Source organism: Mesorhizobium sp. WSM3873 (genome assembly GCF_001672445.1).
Taxonomy (GTDB): domain Bacteria; phylum Pseudomonadota; class Alphaproteobacteria; order Rhizobiales; family Rhizobiaceae; genus Mesorhizobium.
Map to the genome: position 1 here is coordinate 48,034 of NZ_LYTM01000025.1, position 7,256 is coordinate 55,289.

Here is a 7,256-nt window from a genome sequence, read left to right on the forward strand (position 1 = left end):
GGGGGGCGAGTCAATTTGGCGGGGCGACCGGAGCGCCAATCTCCCGTCAAGCGGGGGAGACGGCGGCAGGCTAAGACCAGAGAGGCACGCAAGGGAACGAGGCGTTTGAGCCAATAAGGGCCGCCGCTTTGCTGCTATGGATTTCCGAACAAAAAACTACGATGCGCCGGCGGGACAGCGCCAACCTCTGCCCTGCCGGCATCTCCCCCACAACGAGGGGGAGATTGGCTGTCGCGAGCGCCGCGCCCTATCTTGGAGTGCAACGAGGGAAGCAACATGTCCCACATCCGGGCGATGACGAAGAACGATCTGCCAGCCGTCTCGCGGCTGCTGGGAGGATCCTGGCGGCGGACCTATTCGCCGATCATGGGTGAGGAAACCGTGGCCCGGCTCTCCGACGAAAAACATGCGCCCGACAAGCTCGCCGAAGAGCTCGCCGACGACAACAAGATGTCGTTCGTGGCCGAGCGGACCGACGGCTCGATCGCCGGCTATGCGATGGCAGCGATGGACGAGAGGGGCGATGTCATGCTCGACCGGCTGCATATCGAGCCGGAAGAGTTCGGCAGCGGCCTCGCCGTCGACCTCTTGCACGCGGTGCTTGCGGCCCATGCCGGCATTCCAAGCATCGCCCTGGAGGTGATCGAGGGCAATGAGCGGGCGATCGCCTTCTACCGCAAGCACGGCTTCGAGGTGGTCGAGCGCCGGCCGGCCGCACATGGCGTCGGCGGCCATGCCTCGCTGATCATGCGCCGAATGCTGCCGATGGCTTGAGGCCGCGCTGGACGCATCGCGTCCCGGCATTATAATTTCGCGGGTGCTAATTTCTTACCGGAGACAGATGAATGAGCCTCGGCAAGCAGAAACTCGGCAGCCAGGGGCTCGTCGTGTCGGCCATCGGCCTCGGCTGCATGGGCATGAGCCAATCCTACGGCCCGGCCGACGAAGCGGAGTCGATCGCGACGATCCGCCGGGCGATCGGGCTTGGCTGCACCTTCCTCGACACGGCTGAGGTCTACGGGCCTTTCATCAACGAGGAGCTGCTTGGACGCGCGCTGAAGGGCCGGCGCGACGAGGTGACGATCGCGACGAAATTCGGCTTCCGCATCGTCGACGGCAAGCAGGATGGCACCGGGCGCGACAGCCGGCCGGAACATATCCGCGAGGTGGTCGAGGCTTCGCTCACGCGGCTCGCGACCGACCGCATCGACCTGCTCTACCAGCACCGCGTCGATCCTGATGTGCCGATGGAGGATGTCGCGGGCGCGGTCGGCGAGTTGGTGGCGGAGGGCAAGGTGCGCTTCTTCGGCCTGTCGGAGGCGGGGATTTCCAACATCCGCCGCGCCCATGCCGTGCACCCGGTCTCGGCGCTACAAAGCGAATATTCGCTGTGGGAGCGCAACCTCGAGCCCGAGATCATCCCGGCGCTTGCGGAACTGGGCATCGGGCTGGTGCCGTTCGCACCGCTCGGCCGCGGTTTCCTCGCCGGCGACGTGAAGCGGGCGGAAGACTATCCCGAAGGCGATTTCCGGCGCGGCGACCCGCGCTACCAGGGTGAGAATTTCGACGCCAATGTCGCCGCGGCCGCCACGGTCCGCGAGATCGCCGTCGCCAAGGGGGTCAAGCCCGGCCAGGTGGCGATCGCCTGGCTGCTGGCCAAGGGGCCGGAATTCGGCATCGACATCGTGCCGATCCCCGGCACCAAGCGACGGACCTATCTGGAGGAGAATGTCGCCGCCGCCGACATCAAGCTCGACGCCACCGAGATGCTGGGGCTCGACATGGCGCTGACGCCTGAGAAGGTATCGGGGCCGCGATATAACGAGCGGACGATGTCGATGGTGGATCGGTAAGCGTGAGCTAATCTCCCTCCTCGAGGGGGATGTCGCCGAAGGCGACAGACGGGTCGTCTCGCATGGAGCGCCAACCTCCATCTGTCGCAATAGGCCGAGCCCAGCCGGATCGCCCCCTCTGGTCTGCCGACCATCCCCCCTCATCCGGGGACATCAACTCGGTCGATCCTACCGCTTATTGCAAGCGCCGCCATCGCCTTCTTGGCCTCGGCCTCGCTGGCGTATCTCTTCTTGCCCAGATCGACGACAAGCGTTCCGTCGGGCTTCTTCGGCACGATCTCGCATTGTTTCGAAACGGCGTCCCTGGCGACCCACCATTCCTCGGCCGCGATAGCAGGCAGGCTGGCAATGCCGGTAGCGATGATAGCGATAGCGACGGTGCGAACCATTCCTGGCCTCCATTGTCGGTTTGCTGGAAAGCAGGCCGGAGCTGCCGGCGCCGTTCGTCGACGGAACAGCACACTGCCTTGGGCAAACGCCCTCCCGGGCCTTCTGTTCCGGCGGTCGGCCGTGATCGCGGGAGTCACACGCCCGCATGCTGGCGTCTAATCTAACTTTTTGTGAGGATATCGGCGCTAACCTCCGCGCGAGGCAACCAGAGGTTTCACGTGCACGCCCTCGTCGACGATTTTTCCGAGTACCATGTCCCGCCGCGACGCATCCTGATGCACCATCCGCGGCATGGTTCATCGCTGAAGATGCTGTCGCAGGAGCGGCTGGTCGAATTGAACTTCCTTGACCTGCCGCATGTCGAGGAATTCTATGCCGAGTACGATGCCTTCGCCGCGCTGGTCGGAAACCATGTCGAGACCCTCTACCTCGAGGACGTGCTCGGCGATCACGTGCCGTACCGATCCGAGTCATCCGTCAACCCCAACCTGATCTTCATGCGCGACAGTTCAGTGACCCTGCCTTGGGCGCCGACGAAATTCATACCCACACGCCCTGCTCTGCCCAGCCGGGCTGCCGAGGCCGGGATCGTCAGCCATGCGCTGAAGCGGCTCGGCATGGCCCCGCTCACGCATCTGGAGAACGACGAATATCTTGAAGGCGGCGACGTCCTTCCGGTGACGTTCGATGGGCGCCGCGTGCTGCTCGTCGGCTTCGGCGTCAGGACGACCAAGGCGGCAGCTATCAAACTTGCGCTCGATCTCATCCCCGACCATGTCGACTACATCATCGGCCTCTCGCACGATCCGGCGTTGCTGCATCTCGACACCGGCTTCACCGTGCTGCCCAACAAGGTGATCCTGGCCGCCGCGGGCATGTTCGGCGCCGGCTTCCTGATCGATGAGAACCGGCGGCTCAACCCCGTCAATCCGCTCGCCTATGCCGAAGCGCTCGGTTGCTCAATCGTGCGCTGCGACAAGGCGGACGCCATCGCCCATGAACGCTGCAACCTCCTGCCGCTGGGCAACCGCCGCTACCTCGCGTTCGACATGCCGGCAGAACTCAAGGCAACGCTGGAGCAGGCGGCAGGCGTGACCATCGAGCGAGTCAAGGGGATCGAGATCGCCAAGGCCACCGGCGGTGTGCACTGCCTGACGAGGCCGCTTTACTGCTGACGCCGGTGCGGCTCGGACCTTGAATCATCGCGCCGCTCGCAACGTCGTTTGTCCTTTTCCGATCAAACCGTTGAGCGGCTTCGCCGAACCCGGCATCCGAGACCGCTGCCCGGCGACGCCTGCCAGGCTCTCAAAGCTTGTCGTATTTGATGTTCGAGGCGACATACTCGTTCTTGAGTCGGCGTTGGCCGCCTTCGAACGGTCCGGTGTTGAAGGCGAACACCCTGAGCTCGGGCATGTTGTCGGCAGTGGCCGTCCGCTTCCAGGCGTTGAGAAAATCGCCGTTCATGACGGCCAGCTTCTCGAACACCGTCTCCTGCAACATCTCGACGGGAAACGGCAGCGTCGCGCCCTCCACCAGTTCGACCGCCACCTCCATGCGCTTGTTGTGCGCGGCGTCTTCGTAGGAAATGAGGCGAAAGGTCGACAGTACCGGCGCCAGCACGTCGAGGCCGAACAGGATCTCTCGCAGGCTGTCCGGCGTGACCTTGGCTCCGTAATACTCGATCGACATATCGGAGCGGCCGTAGATGAACAAAAGCGGCAGGTCGAGGATACGGCCGCTGTTCTTCAAAATGCTGCTATGCCCGGCTTCGCGCAGGATGCGCTTCAACTCGCTGAAGCGCAGCACGTGGCCGCGATCGTGGATGTTATAGCGGATCTTGGGCGAGATGTTGTAAGGCCGAGAAATGGTTGCCACCAATTCGCCCTTGGCGTTCTCCTCTAGGTAGTAGGCCAGCGGATTGTACTGGAAGATCATCGGCGTGACGCCGTATTCCGTCCGCACGATGGCCTTGCGCAGCCTCTCGTCGCCGAGCAGCGCGCGGCGCAGGTTGATGGTGAGTTCGCTTTCGAGCGCCAGGTTGACCTCAAGATCGGAGGCGCCGTAGCTGCCGATCACACGCCGGAATTTCTTCAAGAGATAGCCACGGAGGCTCTCCGAGACGCCTTCGCCGCCGAAGGCCGCATCGATGGTATATTTCGACCAGTCCAAACGCGGGTCGTCGACCAGCGTCTTCAGGAACGGCGGATAGCCCATCACAACATAGCGGAAGCGCGGCCCGAACTCGTTTATGGTGTTGACGATCTTATCGAGGTTCGGCCCCGTCGATTTCAGGATTGTCGTGTCGGTCAGCGAGATCGCCACATTCATGCCTGTCGCCCACGCGCCGAGCGCGAACGCATTGAGGATGAACAGGGTCTCGTCCTCGCCGGTGATGCGCAGGAACGTCATCTGCATCATCTGCTTGGTGATCATCCGCTCGGTCTTGCCGCGCACCCAGCTGGTCGGCATGCCACTGCTACCGGAGGACTCGTCGACCATCACGCCCATCGACGGCAGCTTGCCATCCAGCAGACGTTCCTCCTGCGAATACTTCTTGACGTACGATTCCTTGTCCATCTCCGGAATGGAAGTGAGGTCGGGCTTCGTCACATGATCGAGCATGATCTCGGGCTTGCCGCCGAGCCGGTCGATATAGTCGCGATAGGCCGGAACCCGCCTGTAGGCATGATAGAAATTCGCCCAGGCGCGCCACGCGCCGATGCCCCAGCGCAGCCGCTCGAAGCCGGGAACGAGCAATATCTTGTAAGCATGCCGCGAAGACGCGAATGCCCGCTCGACGACGTTGACCAGCGCGACAAGCGCAAGGAAAAAGGGCCGTACCGCCCACTTGATCAGCCGCATAGGATGATGTCCTCGTAGGGGAGCCGATAGCTCAGCGGCGGCGGCTGGCTCTTGCCCAGCCGGAGCAGCAGCCAGACCATGTCGGCGCCTCCTTTTTCGTCCGGCATCTTGAAATAGCCGATCATGTTGGTGCGCGCCTCGTCTGAGGTGATGACCGAGCCATAAGGCTGCCAGTAATAGCCATGGCGAGTAACGATGAGCCACAGCCGGAACATGGTCGTGCCGGCACGAAACCAGTCCTCCATGGTGACGTAAGGACCGCGCAGCCAGCCGATGGTGCCGACGCCCTTCATGCTGCGGCCGTAGATGAGGCCCACGAGGCTCTTGATGCCGGGCAGGGTCCAGAAGCCAGGCCTGGTGAAGAAGCTTTTGAGCAGAAACGCCGAGAAGCCGAGGCAGCGCGCCGAGAGGCCGTCGCCGGTGATGTCTTCCTCGCGCGTGCCGAAACGCAGCCACCGCACCAGCTCCTTGCGGATGGGCACGTTCTCCATGTCGTGGAAAAGCGCCTGGCGATTGAGCTCGATCACCCAGCCGATCGCCTCGGCGTCGTTGCGCGCCTCGAAGCGATGGCCGGTTCGAAGGGCTTCGGCCTGCATCTCGCCAAGCAGCGTCTGCGGGATCGCGCGACCGTCATAGGGAAGCCGGGAGGTGTGGCGGTCGAGGATCAGCCGGGGATCGAAATCCGCAATCGGCGCGATCGCCGGGCGCAGCGTCAGCCTCGATATGACCTGGGGCGTCTGGGTGTCGCCACCCTTGTACATCGGAGAGAAGTCGGTTGCGCAGTCGAGCTCGAAGCCCAGGCCATGCGCTGCGATTGAACATATCTCGGCAAAGATGCCAGCGGTGAGCCAAGTGAAGCGGCCCTCCGGGTCGGCCACATAAAGTCCACGCCGCGGCAGGAACACGATCTCCGCCTCGCGATCGTTTAGGATACGGAGCCGGAAAGGCTGCGTGTTGTGCGGGCTGGGGCAGCTCACCGCATAGCGGGCAATCTTCCGCCATTGTTCCGATGACTTCGCGTCGTCTTCCTGCACGCTATTGCGCTCCGCCAATTTCGACCAGGCAATAGCAAACAAACAATACGAGAGGGTAAGTTCAAATGGCTAATGAATATTTTTGAAACACCCTACATCATTCCGGGGCAGCGCCTGACAAGCGGCACCCCGTTTCGTGCCCATCAACCGCCCGAATGCGGGTCGATGCTGTAGGGATGGACGGGGTAGCCTGAGCCGATCGTCCCACTCACCCGATCGATCCAGGCGCTGACCGCCGGATAGTCGGCAAGCGAAAAGCCGCAATCCTCGGCGCGATGGCCGTAGGCATAGACGGCGATGTCGGCGATGGTGAGCGAGCCGCCGACAAGGAACGGCGTGTCCTGCAGGCTGCGCTCGAGAGCGCCAAGCGCGCGGGCGCCCGCCTCACGCTTGCCGGCCACCATCGGCTGATTGCGGTCCAGCCGCCCGGTCAGCGACCAGAAGCGCAGCGAGCCGATGACCGGCTCGACATAGTACTGCTCGAAGAACAGCCACTGCATGGCCTTGGCGCGCGCGAGCCTGTCCGCCGGCAGGTAGGGCGTCCCCTCCGCGACGCAGGCGAGGATGGCGTTGGATTCGGCGATCGCCGCACCATTCTCCACGGCGAGCACGGGAACGGCGCCGGCCGGATTGAGTTTCAGGAAGGCTTCCGTGCGGCTCTCGCCCTCGAAGATCGAGACAATGCGGGTTTCATAAGCGATGCCGAGCAGGCCGAGCAGGACACGAACCTTCCAGGCATTTTGCGACGGCAGATAATCGTAGAGCGTGAGCATGGCTGGGCCCCTCCTTGGCCAGGCTGGCTTCGCATGGGGCATGCGCGGACGCCACCCGATTTATGCGTGATCTCCCCGCCTTGAGGGCCCGCAAGGGGGAGATGTCGCCGAAGGCGACAGAGGGGGTCGTCTCCCGTAAACCGCCAGCGTCGTGTTCGCGGCGGACCGCGTAAGGCGCTGCGACCCCCTCTGGTCTTCCGACCATCTCCCCCTCAAGGGCAGGGCTATCGCATATGAGTAAAGAGTTCATAGAAGAAGTCTTTGCTCCAGTTGGCCCTGCGCATCTTGCTGGCGATTGGTTTGTCGAGCGGATGGGCAGCCAAGATGTTTTGGGCGAGCCTGCG

7 protein-coding genes are annotated in these 7,256 nt (G+C 63.3%); 3 read left to right on the forward strand and 4 right to left on the reverse strand.

The window, feature by feature from the left end:
* Window positions 1-276: 276 nt before the first annotated feature.
* Window positions 277-774, forward strand: coding sequence for an N-acetyltransferase (locus tag A9K71_RS17830; RefSeq protein WP_066998508.1), 498 nt, complete (start codon window positions 277-279; stop codon window positions 772-774).
* A gap of 71 nt (window positions 775-845) precedes the next feature.
* Window positions 846-1,853: an aldo/keto reductase gene (locus tag A9K71_RS17835; RefSeq protein ID WP_066998511.1), complete on the forward strand. Its 1,008-nt coding sequence runs from the start codon at window positions 846-848 to the stop codon at window positions 1,851-1,853.
* 140 nt (window positions 1,854-1,993) lie between these two features.
* Here the strand turns inward: A9K71_RS17835 and A9K71_RS17840 are convergent, their stop codons facing one another.
* Window positions 1,994-2,242 (reverse strand): hypothetical protein, encoded by a 249-nt coding sequence (locus tag A9K71_RS17840; RefSeq protein ID WP_066998514.1) that lies wholly within the window; start codon window positions 2,240-2,242, stop codon window positions 1,994-1,996.
* 219 nt (window positions 2,243-2,461) lie between these two features.
* On the opposite strand from A9K71_RS17840, the gene A9K71_RS17845 reads away from it, so the two are divergent.
* Window positions 2,462-3,418, forward strand: coding sequence for an arginine deiminase family protein (locus A9K71_RS17845; protein WP_066998524.1), 957 nt, complete (start codon window positions 2,462-2,464; stop codon window positions 3,416-3,418).
* A gap of 130 nt (window positions 3,419-3,548) precedes the next feature.
* Here the strand turns inward: A9K71_RS17845 and A9K71_RS17850 are convergent, their stop codons facing one another.
* The 3 genes from A9K71_RS17850 to A9K71_RS17860 form a co-directional block, all read right to left on the reverse strand.
* A complete protein-coding gene (locus A9K71_RS17850) occupies window positions 3,549-5,105 on the reverse strand; it encodes a hypothetical protein (RefSeq protein ID WP_066998527.1) in 1,557 nt (518 codons plus the stop codon).
* Entirely contained in the window at window positions 5,096-6,139 is a 1,044-nt protein-coding gene (locus A9K71_RS17855) for a hypothetical protein (protein WP_156752703.1), read from the reverse strand. Before A9K71_RS17855 ends, A9K71_RS17850 begins: the two co-directional genes overlap by 10 nt.
* Window positions 6,140-6,282: 143 nt before the next feature.
* Window positions 6,283-6,912: a glutathione S-transferase family protein gene (locus tag A9K71_RS17860; RefSeq protein WP_066998531.1), complete on the reverse strand. Its 630-nt coding sequence runs from the start codon at window positions 6,910-6,912 to the stop codon at window positions 6,283-6,285.
* Window positions 6,913-7,256: the final 344 nt, after the last annotated feature.